The 20,448-nt window shown below is 62.3% G+C and carries 19 protein-coding genes and 1 pseudogene; 12 read left to right on the top strand and 8 right to left on the bottom strand.

What is annotated here, in order from left to right; genetic code table 11:
• Positions 1-149, top strand: a pseudogene (locus ABSE61_RS26755) (IS5/IS1182 family transposase); the annotation flags it as partial.
• A gap of 131 nt (positions 150-280) precedes the next feature.
• Here ABSE61_RS26755 and ABSE61_RS26750 read toward each other — a convergent pair.
• The 6 genes from ABSE61_RS26750 to ABSE61_RS26725 form a co-directional block, all read right to left on the bottom strand.
• Positions 281-643, bottom strand: a complete 363-nt coding sequence (locus tag ABSE61_RS26750) for a c-type cytochrome (protein ID WP_423874154.1) — start codon at positions 641-643, stop codon at positions 281-283.
• Positions 644-653: 10 nt separating this feature from the next.
• Positions 654-2,606 carry a thiamine pyrophosphate-binding protein gene (locus tag ABSE61_RS26745; RefSeq protein WP_423874153.1) on the bottom strand — a complete coding sequence of 651 codons (1,953 nt, stop codon included), beginning with the start codon at positions 2,604-2,606 and terminating at the stop codon, positions 654-656.
• A gap of 206 nt (positions 2,607-2,812) precedes the next feature.
• A complete protein-coding gene (locus ABSE61_RS26740; RefSeq protein ID WP_423874152.1) occupies positions 2,813-4,306 on the bottom strand; it encodes a L,D-transpeptidase family protein in 1,494 nt (497 codons plus the stop codon).
• A gap of 250 nt (positions 4,307-4,556) precedes the next feature.
• On the bottom strand, positions 4,557-5,519 hold the full coding sequence (locus tag ABSE61_RS26735) for an acetyl-CoA carboxylase carboxyltransferase subunit alpha (protein ID WP_423874160.1): 963 nt from the start codon (positions 5,517-5,519) through the stop codon (positions 4,557-4,559).
• Positions 5,520-5,773: 254 nt separating this feature from the next.
• The gene (gene xerD / locus ABSE61_RS26730) at positions 5,774-6,730 is read right to left on the bottom strand and encodes a site-specific tyrosine recombinase XerD (protein WP_423874151.1); all 957 of its coding nucleotides are present in this window, start codon (positions 6,728-6,730) and stop codon (positions 5,774-5,776) included.
• Positions 6,731-6,792: 62 nt separating this feature from the next.
• Positions 6,793-6,939, bottom strand: coding sequence for a histidine kinase (locus ABSE61_RS26725; protein ID WP_423874150.1), 147 nt, complete (start codon positions 6,937-6,939; stop codon positions 6,793-6,795).
• 370 nt (positions 6,940-7,309) lie between these two features.
• On the opposite strand from ABSE61_RS26725, the gene ABSE61_RS26720 reads away from it, so the two are divergent.
• The 3 genes from ABSE61_RS26720 (at position 7,310) to ABSE61_RS26710 (ending at position 10,574) form a co-directional block, all read left to right on the top strand.
• Positions 7,310-7,936, top strand: a complete 627-nt coding sequence (locus ABSE61_RS26720) for a shikimate kinase (protein ID WP_423874149.1) — start codon at positions 7,310-7,312, stop codon at positions 7,934-7,936.
• Positions 7,933-9,072 (top strand): 3-dehydroquinate synthase, encoded by a 1,140-nt coding sequence (gene aroB / locus ABSE61_RS26715; RefSeq protein ID WP_423874148.1) that lies wholly within the window; start codon positions 7,933-7,935, stop codon positions 9,070-9,072. The genes ABSE61_RS26720 and aroB overlap by 4 nt, the downstream gene beginning before the upstream one ends.
• 194 nt (positions 9,073-9,266) lie before the next feature.
• Positions 9,267-10,574 (top strand): HlyC/CorC family transporter, encoded by a 1,308-nt coding sequence (locus ABSE61_RS26710; protein WP_423874147.1) that lies wholly within the window; start codon positions 9,267-9,269, stop codon positions 10,572-10,574.
• A 36-nt stretch (positions 10,575-10,610) separates the two neighbouring features.
• Here the strand turns inward: ABSE61_RS26710 and ABSE61_RS26705 are convergent, their stop codons facing one another.
• Positions 10,611-10,883 carry a BolA family protein gene (locus ABSE61_RS26705; protein ID WP_423874146.1) on the bottom strand — a complete coding sequence of 91 codons (273 nt, stop codon included), beginning with the start codon at positions 10,881-10,883 and terminating at the stop codon, positions 10,611-10,613.
• A gap of 109 nt (positions 10,884-10,992) precedes the next feature.
• On the opposite strand from ABSE61_RS26705, the gene ABSE61_RS26700 reads away from it, so the two are divergent.
• Positions 10,993-11,634 carry a J domain-containing protein gene (locus tag ABSE61_RS26700; protein WP_423874145.1) on the top strand — a complete coding sequence of 214 codons (642 nt, stop codon included), beginning with the start codon at positions 10,993-10,995 and terminating at the stop codon, positions 11,632-11,634.
• Between the two features lie 16 nt (positions 11,635-11,650).
• Here ABSE61_RS26700 and ABSE61_RS26695 read toward each other — a convergent pair whose 3' ends face one another.
• On the bottom strand, positions 11,651-12,325 hold the full coding sequence (locus tag ABSE61_RS26695; RefSeq protein WP_423874144.1) for a DedA family protein: 675 nt from the start codon (positions 12,323-12,325) through the stop codon (positions 11,651-11,653).
• Positions 12,326-12,632: 307 nt separating this feature from the next.
• Between ABSE61_RS26695 and cobS the strand changes: the two genes are divergently transcribed.
• The 7 genes from cobS to ABSE61_RS26660 all read left to right on the top strand — a co-directional run bounded on the left by cobS (position 12,633) and on the right by ABSE61_RS26660 (position 20,422).
• The gene (gene cobS, locus ABSE61_RS26690) at positions 12,633-13,631 is read left to right on the top strand and encodes a cobaltochelatase subunit CobS (RefSeq protein ID WP_423874143.1); all 999 of its coding nucleotides are present in this window, start codon (positions 12,633-12,635) and stop codon (positions 13,629-13,631) included.
• A 4-nt stretch (positions 13,632-13,635) separates the two neighbouring features.
• Positions 13,636-14,046, top strand: a complete 411-nt coding sequence (locus tag ABSE61_RS26685) for a GNAT family N-acetyltransferase (RefSeq protein ID WP_423874142.1) — start codon at positions 13,636-13,638, stop codon at positions 14,044-14,046.
• Positions 14,043-15,944 (top strand): cobaltochelatase subunit CobT, encoded by a 1,902-nt coding sequence (gene cobT, locus ABSE61_RS26680; RefSeq protein ID WP_423874141.1) that lies wholly within the window; start codon positions 14,043-14,045, stop codon positions 15,942-15,944. The genes ABSE61_RS26685 and cobT overlap by 4 nt, the downstream gene beginning before the upstream one ends.
• 28 nt (positions 15,945-15,972) lie before the next feature.
• Positions 15,973-17,034 carry an esterase-like activity of phytase family protein gene (locus tag ABSE61_RS26675; RefSeq protein WP_423874140.1) on the top strand — a complete coding sequence of 354 codons (1,062 nt, stop codon included), beginning with the start codon at positions 15,973-15,975 and terminating at the stop codon, positions 17,032-17,034.
• Positions 17,035-17,175: 141 nt separating this feature from the next.
• On the top strand, positions 17,176-18,138 hold the full coding sequence (locus ABSE61_RS26670) for a Bug family tripartite tricarboxylate transporter substrate binding protein (protein WP_423874139.1): 963 nt from the start codon (positions 17,176-17,178) through the stop codon (positions 18,136-18,138).
• 126 nt (positions 18,139-18,264) lie between these two features.
• Positions 18,265-19,377, top strand: a complete 1,113-nt coding sequence (locus tag ABSE61_RS26665) for an NADH:flavin oxidoreductase/NADH oxidase (RefSeq protein WP_423874138.1) — start codon at positions 18,265-18,267, stop codon at positions 19,375-19,377.
• Positions 19,378-19,459: 82 nt separating this feature from the next.
• Complete coding sequence (locus ABSE61_RS26660) at positions 19,460-20,422, top strand: glycerophosphodiester phosphodiesterase (protein ID WP_423874159.1); 963 nt, start codon at positions 19,460-19,462, stop codon at positions 20,420-20,422.
• Positions 20,423-20,448: the final 26 nt, after the last annotated feature.

Genomic DNA, 20,448 nt, shown 5'->3' with positions numbered 1-20,448 from the left:
ATCTCAAGGGCCGCGAAGGCGACCGCATCAACGCTGTGCTCGCCGCCGCTGGCCACAATTTCAGCTTGCTACTGCGCTGGTTCCGGCAATTTTTGCGCGTCCTGCTACTGATCTTCGGTCAGACCCTCGCACCGCCGCGCCTCGCATAACCCGTCGCTCCGAGTTCTTCACAACCGACTAGACATCCCACAAATACAGGCATTGCCACGGCAAGTACGCGTGAGAGCCGAGGCGCTCACGCCGTCATCCTTCGACGACGGCGAGATAGGTTCGTCAATTTTCACCGCGCTATCTTCAGCAGCGGAATACTGTTCGGATCGGGCGGCGCCGCCATCTGCCGCAAATATGCGTAGATGTCGGCGGCGTCGCTGTCGGAAAGCACGGCCGCCTCGTAAGGCGGCATCTGATTGGCGGGATGACGGAGCTGATTGAGGAAGCCGTCGAAGGCAAATTCCGTGCGTGACACCCGCGGGCCCGTCATGGGCGCGCCTTGCCCTGCCAGGCCATGGCATTGATAGCAGCCGACTTCGCGATAGATCGTCTTGCCGTGCTCGGCGTTGCCCGAAGGCACCGGCGCTTGTTGGGCCGAGGCCGATCCGATCGTCAGCGTCAGGGCCAGGAGCGTGAGGCTGGACTGCTTCATGGCATGCTCCTCATCGCGGCTGCGTGATGACGTCGATCAGGACGGGCTGACCGGCTTTCACCGCGGCGATGCCCTTGCGGAAGGCGTCGGCGAGATCGTTCGGGTCCTCGATCGGCCCGATGCCGAGCGCGCCATAGCCCATTGCGATCTTCGCATAATCGATGTTCGGGTTGTCGATGGTCGTGCCGATCGGCGCCGTGCGTATGTCGCGATTGTGCCGGTTCGCCATGCGCTGGACGTGCATGATCTCCTGATGATAGGCGCGGTTGTTCTGGATGATGGTCAGGTAGGGAATGTTATGGTGGGCGGCGGTCCACAGCGTATGCGGCGCCATGTTGAACTCGCCGTCGCCGCAGACATTGATCACGACGCGGCCGCCGCCGGCGTCGCGATGCGCAAGTGCTGCGCCTAATGCTGCGACCGGCTGATAGCCAACGCCGTAAGCGCCCGAGCCGCCGATGAAACGATAGTGTTTTTCCAGCGGCCACAGCCGGTGCGGCCATCGCGACGAGAAGTCGCCGTCGGCGACCAGCGCCCAGTCTTCTTTTTGCACCTGTCCCCACAGCTCCATGTAAAGCCGCGCCGTGGAGATCGGCTTTGCGTCCCATGCGAATGTTGCTTCGGTTCGCGCGCGTTCGAAGGCGCCGCGATAGGCCAGACGCAGCTTCTCGCCGCGCATCTCGTTGGCGCTTTTGCTGTTGGAGGAAGCCTCTCGCTGCACGGCCTCGATCAGGAAGGGCAGCGTCGTTTGCGCGTCCGCGGTGATGTTGAGATCGGCTCCGACATAACGCTGAAAATCCTGGTAGTTCGCATGCATCAGCAGGTCGTGCGTCGAGATGCTGATGACTTTCACGCCCGGCTTGACCCTCGGCGAGTCCGTGCGCTCGATCTGATCGCGCATGGTGTTGAGCTGGCCGAACAGATCGACCGGCTCGAGCGACAGGATGCAGTCGGCCTGCGCGATCAAGGTTCCTGCGCGCTCAGACTGGCAAAGGTAATGCGTGTTCGGCATGTTCATGCGCGCGCGGTTGTCGATCACCGGCGCCTGTAATAACTCGGCCAATCGCACCAGGTCGTCCATGGCGCTTTGCGAACGCGCGTAGCGATCGGCGATGATCACAGGCGATTCGGCGGCCACCAGCATTTTCGCGGCTTCACGCAGCGCGTTCGGATCGCCCGCGGTTTGCGAGGCCATGGTCAGACGGGGAATTTTGAGCTTGCGCGCCTCGCGCTCCTCGAGCGGATCTTCCTGAAGCTTACCGTCGGCGACGATAAACACCGGCCCCGGCGGCTGCGCGCAGGAAAGCGCATAGCCGCGCACGGCCGACTCGGCGAAATGCTGCAGGGACATCGGATAGTCGTCCCATTTGACGAAGTCGCGTACGGTCGCCGCGCCATCTTGCACGCTGTGGAACCATTCGACGCCGGGCCGCCGCTCGGTGAGCGGGCCGGCATTGCCGGTAAAGAGCAGCATCGGAACACGGTCGCAGTAGGCGTTGTAGATCGCCATCGAGGCGTGCTGCGTGCCGACGGTGCCGTGCATGATCGCGGCCATCGGCTTGCCGGCCACCTTGGCGTAGCCATGTGCCATTCCGACCGAGACTTCCTCGTGCAGGCAGGTCAGCCACTCGGGCTTCTTGTTCGCCCCGTAATTGATGAAGCTTTCCTGCAAGGCGCGGAAGGTCGAGCCGGGACAGGACGCGATGTAGTCGAGGTTGAGCGTCTTGCAGACGTCGACCATGAAGTCGGAACCGGTCTTTTCGGTCGTTAGACGTTCGACCTCCGGCGGCCGGTCGCGCTCTTTGGCCTGCGCCGCGGCGGTCGGCGTTGGAGCATTGGCTTTCGCCGGTTGGGAAGCCTGCGCGGCGGCAGTTCGGGGAACGGCTACGGTGGCTCCGCCGGCCGCGACCACACCTTTCAGGAACCTGCGGCGGTGCAGGCCTGACGTTTCCGATCTGGCCATAAGCCTTCTCCCGTTTTTTCGACCGGCCATCGGCGAGGATGGTCCGGCGTTCTTATTCGTTGGGGAGAGACTAAAGCATGATCCGGAAAAGGGGGAAGCGGTTTTTCCTCGCGACAAACGCGAACGCGTTTGCGCGGAGATCATGCGTGAAAGACAGCCCGAAAGCGCGATCGTGATAATCGTGCCTTGATTGGCGTACTTGTGGTTTATTTGCCCGCCGAGAAGCGGCTCTCGAACGAGTTCGCCGACACGACCGGCTGGGCGCCGGCCACAAGGCTGTTCGAAGCGGCGGGCGCAGCCGCAGGAGTATCAGCTGCGGTGTCGGTCACGGGCTTGAGTGCCGGCTTGGCGGAAGCCTGTTTGGTGTCCGCCTTCGCCGGCTTTGGCTTGGCGTCGGCGACCTTGGGTTTGGCCGGAGTTGTTGTCGGCTGCGGGGTCGCGGTGGCGGTCGTGTCGGCCGCCGCGTTGCCGCCAAGGCCGACCTTGCGGGCGAGGCTGGAGAAGAAACCTTCAGACTCGCCATTTTGCGCCGGGGCTGCAGATTGTGCCGCCGGGGCGGCAGAAGCCACGCGCGTCGATGAGGCGGTCGTCGAGGGGGCGCGTCCCAGTGAGGCCGCCAGAGGTTCACTCGGCGAGGTCACAGGCCCGCGCGGCGGATTGACGGTGTCTGGAATGGTGCCGGGCGCCTTCTCCTCGGTCGCAGCGAACAGCGACGGACCCGGACCCGCTTCCGAAAGGCCGGTGTTACCGTTGGGGACTCTGGCGGCGAATACCCGGTGCATGCCGCCGTCGATGCCGGTGTTCAGTTGAGCTACCGGCGTCCCCTTCGCGACCAGCTTGGCGAATTCGGCGTCATCGGCTTGCTGCTTTTCACGCACCGCGTCGGCGACTTCGTCCGGCACCACATAAACGGGGCATTTGGCCGAAGCGTCAAAAACCGGCTCGCGCTTGGCGTCGGGCGCCTTTACGGCATCGAACACGTATTTCTTTTCGCAGAAATCGACCTTCGGCTCCTGCCGCGTCACCTCGAAATGATCGTTGCCTTCCTTGATCATCTTCCAGAACGCCATGTGCGGACTGTTGCGATGCCGCGCCATGTTCATCGCCGTCATGTGGAACGGGTAGGCCTGGAACTGGAATGATTTCTGGCCGCCGAAAAACGACTCGCGACCAAGCGAATAGATTTCCGCGATCTGTTCGTCGGTCATCGCGTAGCAGCCGCGCGACGAGCAGTCGCCATGGACCATCAGCTCCGAGCCGGTATGTCCGAGCGATCGGTCATACGCGTTCGGATAGCCGGTATTGAAAGAGAGGTAGTAGGCCGACGTCGGGTTCATCTGCGCCGGCGAGATCGCATAGAAGCCTTCCGGCGCCTGGCGGTCGCCTTCCCGGACCTTCGGTCCGAGATCGCCGGACCAGCGGCAGATCGGATAGGTCTTCAACAGCGCGAAGCGGCCAGTGCGGTCCTGCTTCCAGACCTCGAGCTCGGCCTCTTGTTTGAACAGCCGGACCAGGATCGGCGATTGCAGATCCATGTTCTTTTCGACCATCGCCGCGAGCAGCTTGGGCGGGACGGGCTGGTTGGCCTTGGCATTGGTGGCCAGCGAACCGATCTCGTCGCTATTGCAGCCCGCCAGCAGCACAGCTGCCGACAGCGCAACAGACGTCATGAGCGCGCGAACCAATGAGCGGCCGGTCAATGCAAAGCTCCACACCCAACGGGCAATTCTCGCACCCCAAACCAGCGTCGACGCCCTGAAGCCATTAAGTAAAATATTATCCTTAAAGCCCCCGTCGTCGCAAGCCGCGACTGGCCGCGCGACCCGTGCTCACTCGGGCGTGGTGAATCAAATTTAAACAAGCGGCTGAAGGCCCAATTGGGGCCGAGATGGCGGAAATGGGAAAAAAATGGGGCAGCGGAACACGCTTCCGATTCGGTAAAAGCGGCCTTCAGAACGGTTTTCGGCCGATATCGAGGAATTTCTGCCGTCGTTGCTTGCGGATGGCGTCGGCGTCGAGCTGCGCGAGGCCGCCGAACGCCTGGGCGATGGCCTCGCCGGTAGCCGCAATCATGGCGGCGGGATCGCGGTGAGCGCCCCCGACCGGCTCTTTCAGGATCTGGTCGATCACGCCGAATCGCAGCATGTCCTGGGCGGTGATCTTCATATTGGTTGCCGCCTCCTGGGCCTTGGTCCCGTCGCGCCACAGGATCGAGGAGGCCGCTTCCGGCGAAATCACACTATAGATCGCATGCTCGAACATCAGTACGCGGTTGGCCGTCGTGATGGCGATGGCGCCGCCGGACATTCCCTCGCCGGTGATGATCGCGATATTCGGTACGCCAAGCGACAGGCAGGCGTCGGTCGAGCGTGCAATAGCCTCCGCCTGTCCGCGTTCCTCGGCACCGATGCCGGGATAGGCGCCGGCGGAATCGACGATCGACAGCACGGGAATGCCGAAGCGATCCGCCATCTCCATCAGCCGCACCGCCTTGCGGTAGCCCTCGGGGCGCGCCATGCCGAAATTATGCTTGATGCGGGAGTCGGTGCTGGCGCCTTTCTCCTGGCCAATCACGCAAATGCTCTCGCCCCGGAAGCGTCCAAAGCCGCCAACGAGTGCCTCATCCTCGGCGAACTTGCGGTCGCCCGCGAGCGGCGTGAACTCGGCGATGAGACCGGCGATGAAATCGGTGAAGTGCGGCCGCTGCGGATGGCGCGCCACCAGCGTCTTCTGCCACGGCGTCAAATTGGCGTAGAGGTCACCAAGCGCCTGCGCAGCCTTTTCCTCGATCCGGGTGATCTCCTCGCCGATGTCGCTGCCCGATGCCGCAAGCACGCGCAACTCGTCGATCTTGGAATCGAGTTCGGCGACGGATTTTTCGAAATCGAGATAGCTGCGCATGTGATCCGGCATCAAATCAATATAGGGGCGAAGCTGCCCTGGAGCGAAGCGGCTCCAGGGCTGCGCGAAGAAAGCACGCATCTTCATATATTTAGCGTGCGCTCCAAGGCCAGCACGGGCTCCCTTAGGCCGACATCGGGTTCGGGAGTGAGCGGGAAGGGCTCTTTCGGGGGAGAAGCTGCTGAAGTCAAGGAGTTCACTATCATGGGGATAACCATCGAACCCGGCCGGCGCGGAGCGCGTGGCCAGTGACCGGATTTTCGAAGCTACCTTTCCGCCAGCGGATGCAGATCGCGCACTAGACTTTTCAGGCGCTCTTCGACCACGTGGGTATAGATCTGGGTCGTCGATATGTCGGTGTGGCCGAGCAACGTTTGCACGATGCGCAGGTCGGCGCCGTTGTGCAAAAGATGGCTGGCGAAGGCGTGGCGCAACACATGCGGTGAGACCAGCCGCGGCGCCAGACCGGCCGAAGCCGCGAGCTCCTTGAGGTCGCGCGCAAAGTGCTGCCGTGTCAGATGGCCGCTTTCGCCGAAGGAAGGAAACAGCCATTTCGAGGCGGCCGCGTTTTTCTTTTTCGACGCCTTCAGCGCTTCCATCGCCGCAAGATAGTCGGCCATGGCGCGGCGCGAAGCTTCGTTCAGCGGCACCAGCCGCTCTTTATTGCCCTTGCCGCGCACCACGATCATCCGGGCGTCGCTGCGCGCAGCGGACAATGGCAATGCGACGAGTTCGGAGACGCGCAAACCAGTGGCATAGAGCACTTCGAGCAGGCAATAGAGCCGTATCGTGCGCAGCCGCTCCTGGGGCGACGTGTCGGCTTCCTCGGTCAGGGTTTTAGCGCGTGTCAGCAGCCGATCGACATCTGATATCGACAGCACTTTCGGCAGGCCGCGTCCGCGTTTAGGCCCCGACAAGATGGCGGCCGGATCGTCGCGGCGAATTCGCTCGTTGAGCAGGAAGCGAAACAGGTGCCGCATCGCCGACAGCCGCCGCGCCACGCTGGAGGATTTGAAGCCTCTGGTGTCCAGATCTGCCAGATAGTCGCGCAAGGACTGCGTCTCGGCGCCGACAAAGCTTTGGCTTTTGGCGGCCAGGAATTCGGAAAAATCGGTGAGGTCGCGGCGGTAGGCGTCGAGCGTGTTATCGCCGGCGCCCTGCTCGGCGGCGAGCATGTCGAGGAACAGGTCGATCAGCTTGGCGTCGGAAGGTTTGGCGCGCATCGGCAAACCCTAACTCCCAAATGCTTGACGAACCCTCTCTTGGTGAGGTCCGCCTCCCGCCTCTATTTCTTGAGGAACTTGTCCGGGGGAACGTTGATGGTCATCTCCCGCGGTTTCGGGTTGACGAAGTTCGCCAGCGCAAAAATTGCTCCGTAGACGACCCCTGCGATGACCGCCACGACGGTTAAAAAACGGAACAGGCTCGGCATAGCTAGTGCCCTGATTCGTCAGGTGTCCGATTCGTCACCTAGAACAGGCGAATTAACCGTCGGATTGATCGGGATCGGCCCAATTTCACTACCACCATGTTCGACATTTCGTTGCAAGGGTTTACGGCTCTGTTGGCCGGTGCACCAGAGCTCCGATTCCGAAGGTCGCCTGGTGTCGCGGCAACCTCTGATGCGAACTTCAGAATCAAAGAAGCTCTAGCAACCTATTAACGCTAGCGCGGCCTTGAATTTGAAGTTCCCATAACGACCCGGCCGCAATCCTGATAGGAACTTCAAATTCGCCGCACTAGCAACGGTATGAGCGGCGGTAGTATGGTCGCCCCATCGCCGCACAATATCGATCGAGGAAATGCCCGATATCGTCTCGCCCAGTGCTGTCAGTACGACCCAGGATGCCGCGATTGCGGCCGCCTTGGGCGGGCGTTCGGTCGTGCTGGTCGGGATGATGGGGGCCGGCAAATCCACTATCGGACGCAGGCTGTCGGTCCGGCTCGCTCTGCCGTTCCTTGATGCCGATGTCGAAATCGAGGCCGCGGCCGGCATGTCGATCCCCGATATTTTCGAATCCCGCGGGGAAGCCGATTTCAGGGACGGCGAGGTGCGGGTGATCGCAAGGCTGCTGGACAGCGGACCGGCGGTCATCGCCACCGGCGGCGGCGCCGTGATGCGGCAGGAGACCCGTGATCGTATCCGTGCCAAGGCCGTCTCGATCTGGCTCAAGGTCGATACCGACGTGATCATGCGGCGGGTGAAGCGGCGCTCCGACCGTCCGCTGTTGCAGACCGCCGATCCCGAGGCCACCGTCGAGCGGCTAATCAGGGAGCGCGAGCCGGTCTACGGCCAGGCCGATGCGACGGTCTGGTCGCGCGACGTTCCGCATGAAAAAATCGTCGATGAATGTTTGGGCGCGCTGTACGAAAAGCTTTGTGCCGGCCGCGCCATACAAAGCGGCGGTAGTCTGGGCGTTTCATCATGACCGCACCGCTGAAACATACTGATTCAGTCATCGTCGATGTCGCGCTCGGCGACCGCACCTATGACATCGTGATCGGCCGCGACACCCTCGCCTCGCTCGGCAAGCGCATCGCTGCGTTGAGGCCGGGCGCACGCACCGCCATTGTCACCGACCGGACCGTTGCAAGGCACTGGCTCGCCAAGACCGAAGCGTCGCTGGCGGAGGCCGGAATTGCGGCGTCGCATGTCGTCGTCGGGGAAGGCGAGGGTTCGAAAAGCTATGCGGTTCTCGAACAGGTGAGTGAGGCGCTAATATCGGCCAAGATCGAGCGCAACGATCTTGTCGTCGCGCTCGGCGGCGGCGTAGTCGGCGATCTCGCGGGCTTTGCGGCTGCTATCTTGCGCCGCGGCGTCGATTTCGTGCAGGTGCCGACCTCGTTGCTGGCGCAAGTCGATTCTTCTGTTGGCGGCAAGACCGGCATCAATTCGCCGCAAGGGAAGAATCTCATCGGTTCGTTCCATCAGCCGGTATTGGTGGTCGCCGACACCGCCGTGCTTGATACCCTGTCGCCGCGCCAGTTCCGCGCCGGTTACGCCGAAGTCGCCAAGTATGGGCTGCTGGGGGACGAAGCCTTCTTCGCCTGGCTGGAAAAAAATCACGCCGATATTTTCTCAGGCGGCGCCGCGCGCGAACATGCGATTGCAACTTCCTGCCGCGCCAAGGCTGCGATCGTCGCGCGCGATGAGCGCGAGAATGGCGAGCGGGCTCTGCTCAATCTCGGTCATACTTTCGGCCACGCGCTTGAAGCTGCAACCGGTTTCTCCGACCGGCTGTTTCATGGCGAAGGCGTTGCCGTCGGCATGGTGCTGGCTGCGGAACTATCGGCGCAACTGGGGATGATTACTGAGGCCGACGCTATCAGGATCAAGCGCCACCTGGCCGACGTCGGCTTGCCGACCGCTTTGCAGGAGATCGCAGGCTTCGCTCAGGAGGGCCTTGCCGATGCGGACGCCCTGATGGCGCTGATGGCACAGGACAAAAAGGTCAAGCGCGGGCGGTTGACCTTCATCCTGCTTGAGGCGATCGGCCGCGCCGTCATCGCGCCCAAGGTCGAACCGTCATTGGTTCGTGATTTTCTGAAAGCCAAGCTAGTGTGACGATTCAGAAGTTCGCATCATTAGCGCCGCGATTTCGTCATGCGGGCCTCTGAATCAAAGTCACACTATATCAACGGGTTTGCTAGTGTTCCTTCGATTCCGAAGTTCGTAAACGTGGGGCCGCAAGGTGATACGAACTCCGGAATCGGAACACTAGAGCGCCGGACATGATCCGGCCAAATAGATAGACGCGCATGGATTGGATCACGGTTTCCATCGTTTTGGTCTGCCTTCTGGTGTCGGCGTTTTTCGCAGCCAGCGAAACCGCGCTGACCGGCGCCTCGCGCGCCAGCATGCTGCGGCTGTCGAAGCAGGGCAATCAGGACGCCCAGATCGTCTCGGGCTTTTCGGCCATGCGCGAGCGGCTGATCGGCGCGCTCCTGCTCGGCAACAACATCGCCAATATCGGTGCGTCGGCACTCGCCACCGGCATCTTTACGGTATGGTTCGGCGAAGTCGGCGTGCTCTATGCCACCGCCTTCATGACGGTCCTCGTCGTGATCTTCGCCGAAGTATTGCCGAAGACGATCGCCATCAATGCGCCGGATCGCGTCGCGCTCGCCGTGGCGCGACCAATGAAGATCGCGATGTTCCTGCTCGGGCCGGTAGTCACGGTCGTCGAAGCCGTGGTGCGGCTATTGTTGAGATTGTTTGACGTTACGGCGCACCACAATCAGCCGATCCTGTCGCCGTTCGAACGGCTGCGCGGTGCGGTCGACCTGCTTCATCACGAAGGAAAGGTCGAAAAGCAGGACCGCGACATGCTCGGCGGGCTCCTCGACCTGCGTGAGCTTGAGGTCTCCGACGTGATGGTTCACCGCACCGAAATGGTGATGATCAACGCCGACCTGCCGGCGGAAGAGCTCGTGCGCGAGGTGCTCGCGACCGAGTACACGCGAATCCCGTTATGGCGCGACAAGCCCGAGAATATCGTCGGCGTCCTGCACGCCAAGGATCTGCTCCGCGCCATCCGGGCCGCCGACGGCGATACGTCCAAGATCGACGTCTCAACCATCATGTTGCCACCCTGGTTCGTGCCGGAAATGCGTCCCGTTTCCGAACAGCTCAAGGCCTTCCGCCGCCGCAAAACCCACTTCGCGCTCGTGGTCGACGAGTATGGCGAGGTCGAGGGCATGGTGACGCTGGAAGACATCCTGGAGGAAATCGTCGGCGATATTTCCGACGAGCACGATGTCGTGGTAGCCGGCGTCCGCGCCCAGCCTGACGGCTCGGTGGTCGTCGACGGCTCGGTGCCGATCCGCGACCTCAATCGCGCCATGGATTGGCACCTGCCCGACGAAGAGGCGACCACGGTTGCAGGCCTTGTGATCCACGAGGCGCGCTCGATCCCCGATCGGGGCCAGAGCTTCACCTTCCACGGCTTTCGTTTCCGTGTGTTGCGGCGTGAGCGCAACCGCATCACGGCGCTTCGGATCGTCGCGGTGCCGCGCGAGTCCGAAGCCGCCGAAAAAAAGCCGAGGCGGGCGGGCAAGGCGTTTTAAGCGGAAAGCCGTTTTGATCTCGGCGACCCGGTCAAACTAGCCACTTTCTCCCGGCGCCTGCGCCTTGATCGCGAGCGCGTGCACGCCGCCCTTCAGTTCCGCTTCCAGCGCCGAATTAATCATGCGGTGGCGCTCGATCCGGCTCTTTCCTTCGAAGGCCGCCGACACGATATACACTCTGAAGTGGGTCTCGCCGCCGGGCCTGTGGCCTGCATGGCCCTCATGCAGATGTGATTCGTCGGACACGTCGAGGCTTTCCGGAGAGAAAGCTTCGCTCAACTTGTTTGTGATAATGCCTTTGGTGTTCATGGTGGCGGCAATACGTCTTTTGGCTGCCTCTCGTCAATGTCATCCCGGGAGTGAAGGGTTTCGCAATGTCAAGACTTGAAGCCTGGAGCGTTGCGTAGTCAAAGACAGCATGCCAATCGATTCATCCAAATTCTTCGATTCCATTCGCATCAAGCCTACCAAGGTGAACGCGAAGCGCCAGGCGCAGGCGGGTAGCGAAGCCGCGGCTTGCGAATGGGCTGGGTGCAAGAACAAGGGCGCGCACCGCGCGCCGAAGGGCCGTGAAAATTCGCGCGAGTACTGGAATTTCTGCCTCGACCATGTCCGCGAGTACAACCAGTCCTACAATTTTTTCCAGGGCATGAATCCGGACGACGTTGCGCGCTACCAGAAGGATGCGCTGACGGGCCACCGTCCGACCTGGAAAATGGGCGCCAACAGCGGTGCGAAGAAGGGCGACGGCGACCTGGACGGTGCGTCCGATCCGTTCCAGATGTTCAGCGAACTCAACGGCCGAGGCCGCTGGCGACCGGGCCCGGGCGCGCAGGAGCAGACCAAGCCGGAAGCGCGCAAGGTCATGAACGCCGAGCGCAAGGCGCTGCAAGTGATGGGACTTGGCGCGGGAGCCACGCTCGATGACGTCAAGGCCAAGTACAAGGCGCTGGTGAAACAACATCATCCAGACGCCAATGGCGGCGACCGGTCCACGGAAGACCGCCTGATCGAGATCATCAAGGCGTATAATTACCTGAAGACGGTCGTCCGCGCGTAGGCCAGACGGGATCGCCTCACGGCTTTCCGTGCTCCGATTGAACCGCAGGCTCTATCGCCCCGCCGCCACGCCTGCGGCGGATCACCCAACTTGCCAGGGCAACGATCAAAGCGCCGACAACGACCGCGAGGATCCAGTAGTGCTTGGCGATTCCTTCGTGGGGCGCAAAGCCTCCGTAACGGTGCAGGGCTGAAACGGCGAGCACGCCCGGCAGCACATGGGCGGGCGCCCATAGCAAAACCGCCGGAATGTTGACGGCGTAGAACATCGGCGGCGCCATCCCGAGCGCGCCCGCGGTGATTGGAACGAAAGCCCGGATCGGCGGCACGAAGCGCGCGAAAAATACCGCGAGCGTCCCCCAACGGTTAAAGAAGGCCTCGCTTTGGGACACCAGCCGCGGATAATTGGAAAGTGGCCACGCTTTCAGGATTTCGCGCTTCTCGCGGTATCCGAGCAAAAAGGCGGACCCATCGCCCAGCAAGGCGCCAGCGATCGCGGCCAGCAAAACCCACCCCAATTTTAGCTCGCCGCCGGGCACCAGCGCACTCAGCGCAAAGATGATGGTCGAACCCGGAATCACGGCGCCGACGATCGGAACCGCCTCCAGAAGTGCTGCCAAAAACAGCGTCAAATAAGCAAGCCAGGCATGGGTCGAGACGAACGAAATAAATGGGTCGATCAATGAAGCCACGGAAATCCTTGAGTTTTGGGGCCGGTCGCCCGGCGCACAGACCTATCACAACTCACGGAGAGGCAGGATAGTGCCGCCGCTCCCCTCGCCTTAGTCGCGCGAGCACACGACTAAAACTTGTCAGGATTTGCAGAGCAGCCTTCCAAAACTGCGACTGCCTACTTATCTACATGAAAATCCAACGGAACTTTGATTGGCGTCTGGGCTTCTGCCAATCGCAGCTCTCTGATACGGTTTCGTGAGGTAAACATCCGCAGCCACACCCAATAAATCTGGTTTCGGGAGCGCCCGAGACCTCGGAGGATTGATGACGACCGCCGCCATGACCAAAGCTCAGGAGCCCGCCGGAATGCCCGACATGAAGGTGTCGGTGCGGCAGGTATTCGGCATCGACAGCGATCTTGAAGTGCCCGCTTATTCCGAAGTCGATCCGCACGTGCCCGATGTCGATGCCGATTATCGGTTCGATCGCGCCACGACGCTCGCAATCCTCGCCGGCTTTGCGAAAAATCGCCGCGTCATGGTTACGGGCTACCACGGCACCGGCAAATCGACCCATATCGAGCAGGTCGCGGCTCGGCTGAATTGGCCGTGCGTGCGCGTCAACCTCGACAGTCATATCAGCCGCATCGATCTCGTCGGCAAGGACTCTATCGTCATCAGGGACGGCAAGCAGGTTACCGAATTCAGGGACGGCATCCTGCCGTGGGCGCTGCAGAACAATATCGCGCTGGTGTTCGACGAATACGATGCCGGCCGTCCCGACGTGATGTTCGTGATCCAGCGCGTGCTGGAAGTTTCCGGCCGCCTGACCCTGCTTGACCAGAACAAGGTGATCAAGCCGCATCCGGCGTTCCGCCTGTTCTCGACGGCGAATACCGTCGGCCTCGGCGATACGTCCGGTCTTTATCACGGCACCCAGCAGATCAACCAGGGTCAGATGGACCGTTGGTCGATCGTCACCACGCTGAACTATCTGGCGCATGACGAGGAAGTGGAGATCGTGTTGGCGAAAGCCCATCACTATCGCACCACCCAGGGCCGCGACATCGTCAACAAGATGGTGCGGCTCGCCGATCTCACCCGCAACGCCTTTGCCAACGGCGATCTGTCGACGGTGATGAGCCCGCGTACCGTGATCACCTGGGCTGAAAACGCCGAGATTTTCGGCGATATCGGCTTTGCCTTCCGCGTCACCTTCCTGAACAAGTGTGACGAACTGGAGCGGTCGCTGGTGGCGGAATTCTATCAGCGCTGCTTCAACGCGGAGCTTGCCGAATCTGCGGTCAACGTAGCGCTGAGCTGAAGCCATGCCGGCGATTGCCGTCGAGCGTACGATCGGCGAGACCAAGCGCGCGGTGCTCGGCGGCCTCATCCGCTACAACGAAGAGAAGATGGGGAAGCAGCACCACCGGCGCTTCGCCGTCTCGCTCCGTGAAAAGAAAAAGATCGTCGGCGGGGTCGTCGGCGAAGTCTGGATGACGGTGCTATTCATCCAGCTGTTCTGGATCGACCAGCGATTTCGCGGCAAAGGCCGAGGAACGGGGTTGATCAAAAAGATCGAGGACGAGGCTCGCCGCTTCGGTGCGGTACGCTCCTACGTCGATACGATGAGTGCTCAAGCGCCCGGCTTCTACCGGAAGTGCGGATACAAGGCGTTCGGTTCGATTGACGGCTATCCTGGCGGCGTGACGCGCCATTGGCTTACGAAGACACTATGAGCACATCCAACAGCAAGTTCCGCACCGGACCCAAGGAAGCGCCGACCGAGCCGTTCAAGCGCTCGGTGACGGCGTGCTTGCGCGCGATTGCGAAAAAGCCGGAGCTTGAGGTCAGTTTTGCCGCCGAGCGGCCGGGATTGTCGCCGGGCAAGGCCCGGCTGCCGGAACCGCCGCGCAAGATGTCGCGGAAGGATGCTGCCATCGTGCGCGGGCACGCCGATTCGATTGCGCTGAAGCTCGCCTGCCACGATCCGAAAGTGCATCGCAAGCTGATGCCGGGCAATCCGCAGGCGCGCGGCGTGTTCGAAGCGATCGAGCAGGCCCGTGTCGAGGCGCTCGGTTCGCGTCGGATGGCGGGCGTTGCGAAAAACCTCACCGCGATGCTCGACGATCATTTTCACCGCGGCAAATTCGACGAGATCACCGATCGCGCCGATGCGCCTTTGTCCGATGCGCTGGCCATGCTGGTGCGCGAGCGGCTGACCGGTCTCGCGCCGCCGACCGCGGCGCGCAAGGTGGTCGACCTCTGGCGTCCATTTCTGGAAGACAAGATTGGCGCACGGCTCGACGAACTCGACCGTTTCGCCGAGGATCAGTTGAAATTCGGCGACGCGGTCCATGATCTGTTGTCTGCGCTTGAATTGGGCGACGACCGCAACGCGGAAGCCGATGAAGACGAGAATCAGGACGAAAGCCGCGACGGCGAAAACGACCAGTCCGGCGCCGAGGGCTCGCCGGAATCCGACGCCGCGCAGGAGATGAGCGCCGACCAGGCGCAGGCCACGACCGACGAGATGTCGGATAGCGCGATGGAAAGCGCGCAGGCCTCCACCTCCGACACGTTCGACGATGGCGAATTGGGCGACGACGAGACGCCGGGCGAAGCGACGCGGCCGAATTCGCGCAGCCAGAACGAGCCGCGCGGTCCCGAATATCACGCCTTTGCGCCGAAATTCGACGAGGTGATCGCGGCCGAGGATCTTTGCGACCACGACGAGCTCGAGCGGTTGCGCAGCTATCTCGACAAGCAGCTGGCGCATCTGCAAGGCATCGTCGCGCGGCTCGCCAATCGGCTGCAGCGTCGGTTGATGGCCCAGCAGAACCGTGCATGGGAATTCGATCTCGAAGAAGGCATTCTCGATCCGGCCCGTCTGTCGCGGGTCGTGACCGATCCCTATCACCCGCTCTCCTTCATGCACGAGAAGGAGGCGACCTTCCGCGACACGGTGGTGACGCTGCTGCTCGACAATTCCGGATCGATGCGCGGCCGCCCCATCACGGTTGCCGCGACCTGCGCCGATATTCTGGCGCGCACGCTGGAGCGGTGCGGTGTGAAGGTGGAAATCCTCGGTTTCACCACCCGCGCCTGGAAGGGTGGGCAGTCGCGCGAAGCGTGGCTGGCCGCGGGCAAGCCGGCCAACCCCGGCCGTCTCAACGATCTCAGGCACATCATCTACAAATCGGCGGACGCGCCCTGGCGGCGGGCCCGCAAGAATCTCGGCCTGATGATGCGCGAGGGCCTGCTGAAGGAAAACATCGACGGCGAGGCGCTCGACTGGGCGCACAAGCGCCTGCTCGGCCGGACCGAGCAGCGCAAGATCCTGATGATGATCTCCGACGGCGCGCCCGTCGATGACTCCACTCTGTCGGTCAATCCCGGCAACTACCTCGAGCGGCATCTGCGCCACATCATCGAGGAGATCGAGACGCGTTCGCCGGTCGAACTGATCGCCATCGGCATCGGCCACGATGTCACGCGCTACTATCGCCGCGCGGTTACGATCGTGGATGCTGAAGAGCTTGGTGGCGCCATCACCGAAAAGCTGGCCGAACTGTTCAGCGAAACCCAAGGGGCCGCGCCGGCCGCAAAAACCCCGCGGCGCCGGCTGCATTCCTGATTCCGGCGTGAACCCGTGCGGAAGAACAATGCCGCATTTCGCTGGCTCGCGTCGTCGTTTCCTCCAAATGGCCGCCGCAGGCCTGTCGGTTGCGGCCGCATCCCGCACCACCAAGGCGCAATTTGTCCCGACGCCCGGCTCCAGCGAAGACGCATCGACCGGGGCTGCCACCTCGATCGAGGTCAAAGCCCGGCCTATTCCCTGGTTCGATCGCCACGACCATGATCGGTTAAGATTCGGCGCGCTGGAATATCGAAGCGGGCTGGTTCTGACCTCGCCTTTCCCGCGCTTCGGCGGACTGTCGGGCCTACGGCTCGATGCCAAAGGCGAACGCTTCATTTCATTCAGCGACAAGGGACACTGGTTCAACGGCCGCATCGAGTACCAACGCCGCGCGATGACAGGGCTCGCCGATGTCGAGACCGCGCCGATGCTGGGCTCCGAAGGTAAACCCATCACGGCCCGCGGCTGGTACGATTCGGAGTCGATCGCGATCGACGGCTCATTCGTGTACATCGGCCTCGAGCGGGTCAACAAAGTGCTGCGTTTCGATTTCAGCAAGGGCTTTACCCGCGCGCGGGGCGAAGTCGTGCCGCTGCCGAAAGCGGCGAGCAAACTGCCCAACAACAAGGGATTGGAAGCGCTGGTCTTCGTGCCGAAGGGTCATCCGCTTTCGGGAACGCTGATCGCGATGTCTGAGCACGGCCTCGACGCCAGCGGCAATCTGATCGCGTTTCTGGTCGGAGGTCCGACGCCGGGGCAGTTCAGCGTTCGCCGCACCGAAGATTTCGATGTCAGCGACGCCGTGCTGTTGCCGGCCGGTGATCTCCTGATCCTGGAGCGGAAATTTTCATGGCTGTCCGGAATTGGCATCCGCATCCGGCGCATCCCGCTCGGTTCGGTGGCGCCCGGTGCCGTGATCGACGGTCCCTCGATTTTCGAGGCCGATCTCGGAAATGAGGTCGACAACATGGAAGGCATCGACGCCCATGTCACCGAAGAGGGCGAGACCGTGCTGACCATGGTATCCGACGATAATTTTTCGCTGATTCAGCGCACCCTGCTGCTGCAATTCACGCTTAAGCGGTGAGATCACTATCGCGTCATCGACCTTAAGGCCCCGTCCATGCGGACCAGCCGCCTGATTTGGTAACCGCGCCGCCGCTTGCGCCGGCGGGCAAATCTGTGCACGAAATCTTCGTCGGGGCGGGTGCGGAAACCGGAGTGACGAATGCGTGGCGTCGTGCGTTGGGGGTTCGTGGCGGGTATCGTGGTGTTTGCGGCCACGGCGCAGGCCGATAACTGGCCCTCGCACCTGATCAAGGCGACAATCCCCTTTGGCGCGGGAAGTGCCGCCGACGTCGTGCCGCGCGTGGTGTTCGACCGGCTCGCGGCCGAACTCGGCCAGGCCATCGTTGTCGAAAATCGGCCGGGCGCCGGCGGCACGATCGGCACGGCGACCGTCGTGAAGGCGGATGCCGACGGCTACAGCATCCTCGCCCAATCCTCGGCACTGGCGATTTCGCCCGCGATCTACCCCAAGCTGCCGTTTGACATCAGCAGAGACCTGACGTCGGCCTTGATGATCGGCGTCAGTGCTAATGTGATGATCGTGCCGGTTTCGCGGCCATGGAAAACCGTGCAGGACTTCATCGCGGATGCCAAGGCCAGGCCCGGTTCGATCGCATTCGGCTCGGTCGGCGTCGGCAGCGCCGTGCATATCAGCGCCGAGAAATTCCGTCTCGCGGCCGGAATCGAAACCACCCATGTGCCTTATCGCGGCGGCGCGGAGGTGATCGCCGATATTCTCGGCGGGCGAATCGATTTCTACTTTTGCCCGCTCGCAACCGCGCTGCCGCTGATCAAGGAGGGCCGTGTACACGCGCTCGTGATCTCGACGCCGAAGCGCGCGGCCGAATTGCCCGACGTGCCGACGCCCGCCGAGGCCGGCCTGAAAAATGCGGAAAGCGTGTTCTGGCTCGGCGTATTCATGCCGGCGAAGACGCCGCGCGACATCATCGACAAGTTTCACGATACGGGAACCAGGCTTTTGGCCGAGCCCTCGATGCAGCAAAGCCTGATGAAACTGGGCGTCGAGCCGTTCCCGATGACGCCAGCACAGATGGATGCCTTCGTGGCGCGCGAGATTGCGGAGAATCTCGAGGTGATCAAGGCCGCCGGGATCAAACCTTAACGGCATCAAACCTTAAGACCGTTGCGTTTACGGAAGCCCGTTCTACCCATTCGACATTCGACGTCCGTCATCGGAGTGAACTATAGATCGTTGTAAACGATTATTTCCAATGCCGGATACCGTTTTATGAGTGCCCTGTTTTCTCCGATCAGTCTGCGCGATCTGGCGCTTCCAAACCGCATCATGGTCGCGCCGATGTGCCAGTACTCGGCGGAGGGCGGCAGGGCGAACGACTGGCATTTCACCCACATCAATAATTTTGCGTTGTCGGGAGCGGCGATGTTCTGCATGGAGGCAACCCATGTCGAGGCCATCGGCCGGATCACGCCGGGATGCCTCGGTCTGTGGAACGACGCCACCGAATCGGCGCTTCGGCCGGTTCTCGCTTCGGTGCGCAGGCATTCGACGATCGCGATCGCGATTCAACTGGCCCATGCCGGTCGCAAGGGATCTAGCCACAAGCCTTGGGATGGGGGTCAACAGATACCGCTCGCCGAGGGCGGTTGGCAGACGGTGGGACCGTCCGATGTGGCGCACAAGGACGGCGAACTGAAGCCGCTCGCGCTCGATGTCATGGGGCTCAAGCGCGTTCGCGAGGCCTTTGTCGAATCCGCGCGGCGGGCCAGCCGACTGGGTATCGACGCCGTCGAGCTGCATTGCGCGCACGGTTATCTGCTGCACCAGTTCCTGTCGCCGATCTCCAACAAGCGCACGGACAAATATGGCGGCTCCCTGCAAAACCGGATGCGTTATCCGCTCGAAGTGTTCGATGCCGTGCGTGCGGTGTTCCCGTCGAAAAAACCGGTCGGCATCAAGGTCTCCGCGACCGACTGGGTTGAAGGCGGCTGGGATCTCGAACAGACCATCGAGCTTGTCAAGGAATTGAAAAAACGCGGCGTCGACTGGATCGACGTTTCCTCCGGCGGCATCTCGCCGCTGCAGAAAATTCCGTTGTCGCCGGGCTATCAGCTGCCGTTTGCGCAGGCGATCAAGGAGGCCACCGGCGTGACCACGATGGCCGTCGGCCTGATCACCGAAGCGAGTCACGCGGAAGAAATCGTCGCTTCCGGCAAGGCCGATATGGTCGCGCTTGCCCGCGGTATGCTCTATGATCCGCGCTGGGCCTGGCACGCTGCGGCAGAACTCGGCGGTGAGGTGTTTGCCCCGCCGCAATATTGGCGCTCGCAGCCGTCTTCGCACAAGACGCTGTTCGGGGAAACGACATTCGGTGCGCGGTAAGATCGTGCTATCAGTCAATCGACGATCGATCTTTCGGTGCTTGGCGGTCCTGGTGGCCGCGGCCTTGGTTGTGCCAAAGGCGATGGGCGGAGAACAGGCGGGCATCACCGACGTGAAAGTCTCTGCGTTCGATATCGAAGCCCATCGCGGCGGCCGCGCGCTGTTTCCGGAAAATACGCTTGCCTCATTCGCCAACGCACTCTCGATGGGCGTCACCACGCTGGAACTCGATATCGGCGTGACGCGCGACGGCGCGATTGTGGTTTCTCACGAGCGCTGGTTGAATCCCGATCTCGCACGCGGCGCCGACGGCAAATATGTCGCTGAACCCGGCACTCCCCTCGTCAAGCTCTCGCTGGATGAGGTGAAGCAATTCGATGTCGGGCAAATCCGTCCCGGCAGCATTTATGCCGCCCAATTCCCGGACCAGCACGCGGTGCCCGGCACGAAAATCCCGACCTTGAAGGAGTTGATCGATCTGGTGCGGCGGTCCGGCGATAGCCACGTGCGGCTGAACATCGAAACCAAGATCGACCCGAACCATCCCGACGAGTCGCTTCCGCCGGAGCGCTTCGTCGCAGTTCTGCTTGAGCTGCTGCGGGCCGAGAAATTCGAAAACCGCGTCATGGTGCAGTCATTCGACTGGCGAACGTTGCAGCTGGTGCAAAAGCTCGCGCCGGAAATCCCGACCGTGTACCTGACCGTGCAAAGCGGAAGGGATCCGACGGTTTTTCGCGACAAGGCGTCGGAATGGACTGCCGGCTTCAATCCGGCCGAGCACGAAAGATCGACTCCGCGCACCATCAAGGCGGCGGGCGGCGCGGTCTGGTCGCCTTATCTCCGCGACCTCACGCCGGAGCTCGTCTCCGAATCCCACGCACTGGGCCTGAAGGTCGTGGTCTGGACCGTGAACCAGCCCGCGGATATGGCGCGCCTGATCGAGATGGGCGTCGACGGAATCATCTCCGACCGGCCGGATCTGTTGCGCCAGGCGGCCCGCGAGAAGGGCATCGCGCTGCCGGCGGGCTTTCCGGTGACGCCTTAGGCCGTCGCGCTGTCACGGCGAGTTCG

Source organism: Bradyrhizobium sp., assembly GCF_049519115.1.
GTDB lineage: Bacteria > Pseudomonadota > Alphaproteobacteria > Rhizobiales > Xanthobacteraceae > Bradyrhizobium.
Note: the sequence above shows the minus strand (reverse complement) of the source record. Positions and strands in the feature narration are given on the sequence as shown.

What these genes read in the sequence shown, in the direction of transcription:
- ABSE61_RS26750 (WP_423874154.1), bottom strand. Translation starts at nt 643, where the DNA reads ATGAAGCAGTCCAGCCTCACGCTCCTGGCCCTGACGCTGACGATCGGA.
- ABSE61_RS26745 (WP_423874153.1), bottom strand. Translation starts at nt 2,606, where the DNA reads ATGGCCAGATCGGAAACGTCAGGCCTGCACCGCCGCAGGTTCCTGAAA.
- ABSE61_RS26735 (WP_423874160.1), bottom strand. Translation starts at nt 5,519, where the DNA reads ATGCCGGATCACATGCGCAGCTATCTCGATTTCGAAAAATCCGTCGCC.
- xerD (WP_423874151.1), bottom strand. Translation starts at nt 6,730, where the DNA reads ATGCGCGCCAAACCTTCCGACGCCAAGCTGATCGACCTGTTCCTCGAC.
- ABSE61_RS26725 (WP_423874150.1), bottom strand. Translation starts at nt 6,939, where the DNA reads ATGCCGAGCCTGTTCCGTTTTTTAACCGTCGTGGCGGTCATCGCAGGG.
- ABSE61_RS26720 (WP_423874149.1), top strand. Translation starts at nt 7,310, where the DNA reads ATGCCCGATATCGTCTCGCCCAGTGCTGTCAGTACGACCCAGGATGCC.
- aroB (WP_423874148.1), top strand. Translation starts at nt 7,933, where the DNA reads ATGACCGCACCGCTGAAACATACTGATTCAGTCATCGTCGATGTCGCG.
- ABSE61_RS26710 (WP_423874147.1), top strand. Translation starts at nt 9,267, where the DNA reads ATGGATTGGATCACGGTTTCCATCGTTTTGGTCTGCCTTCTGGTGTCG.
- ABSE61_RS26705 (WP_423874146.1), bottom strand. Translation starts at nt 10,883, where the DNA reads ATGAACACCAAAGGCATTATCACAAACAAGTTGAGCGAAGCTTTCTCT.
- ABSE61_RS26700 (WP_423874145.1), top strand. Translation starts at nt 10,993, where the DNA reads ATGCCAATCGATTCATCCAAATTCTTCGATTCCATTCGCATCAAGCCT.
- cobS (WP_423874143.1), top strand. Translation starts at nt 12,633, where the DNA reads ATGACGACCGCCGCCATGACCAAAGCTCAGGAGCCCGCCGGAATGCCC.
- ABSE61_RS26685 (WP_423874142.1), top strand. Translation starts at nt 13,636, where the DNA reads ATGCCGGCGATTGCCGTCGAGCGTACGATCGGCGAGACCAAGCGCGCG.
- cobT (WP_423874141.1), top strand. Translation starts at nt 14,043, where the DNA reads ATGAGCACATCCAACAGCAAGTTCCGCACCGGACCCAAGGAAGCGCCG.
- ABSE61_RS26675 (WP_423874140.1), top strand. Translation starts at nt 15,973, where the DNA reads ATGCCGCATTTCGCTGGCTCGCGTCGTCGTTTCCTCCAAATGGCCGCC.
- ABSE61_RS26670 (WP_423874139.1), top strand. Translation starts at nt 17,176, where the DNA reads ATGCGTGGCGTCGTGCGTTGGGGGTTCGTGGCGGGTATCGTGGTGTTT.
- ABSE61_RS26665 (WP_423874138.1), top strand. Translation starts at nt 18,265, where the DNA reads ATGAGTGCCCTGTTTTCTCCGATCAGTCTGCGCGATCTGGCGCTTCCA.
- ABSE61_RS26660 (WP_423874159.1), top strand. Translation starts at nt 19,460, where the DNA reads ATGGGCGGAGAACAGGCGGGCATCACCGACGTGAAAGTCTCTGCGTTC.